This window comes from Macrococcus bovicus, from assembly GCF_004359575.1.
GTDB lineage: Bacteria > Bacillota > Bacilli > Staphylococcales > Staphylococcaceae > Macrococcus > Macrococcus bovicus.
The window spans coordinates 1-385 of the sequence record NZ_SCWF01000041.1 but is presented as its reverse complement, the minus strand read 5'-3'; the positions used below and the strand labels follow the sequence as shown (position 1 = coordinate 385).

The window sequence follows — 385 nt, the reverse complement described above, 5'->3', positions numbered from 1 at the left end:
GTACGCAGGGGTGATCGAAGGTGTCGGCCCACGCTACTGCCCGTCGATCGAAGACAAAGTCATGCGCTTCGCCGACAGAAATCAGCATCAGATCTTCCTTGAACCGGAAGGACTGACCTCTAATGAAATTTATCCGAACGGTATCTCCACCAGCCTGCCGTTCGATGTGCAGATGCAAATCGTCCGCTCTATGCAGGGGATGAAAACGCGAAGATCGTGCGTCCGGGTTATGCCATTGAGTATGACTTCTTCGATCCTCGCGACCTGAAACCGACGCTGGAGAGCAAGTTTATCCAGGGGCTGTTCTTTGCTGGTCAGATTAACGGCACTACCGGTTACGAAGAAGCCGCTGCGCAAGGTTTGCTGGCCGGTCTTAACGCTGCCC

General features: G+C 54.3%; 1 pseudogene. It reads left to right on the top strand.

Annotated features, from left to right (window positions below):
- Positions 1-385, top strand: a pseudogene (locus tag ERX55_RS11330) (FAD-dependent oxidoreductase); the annotation flags it as partial.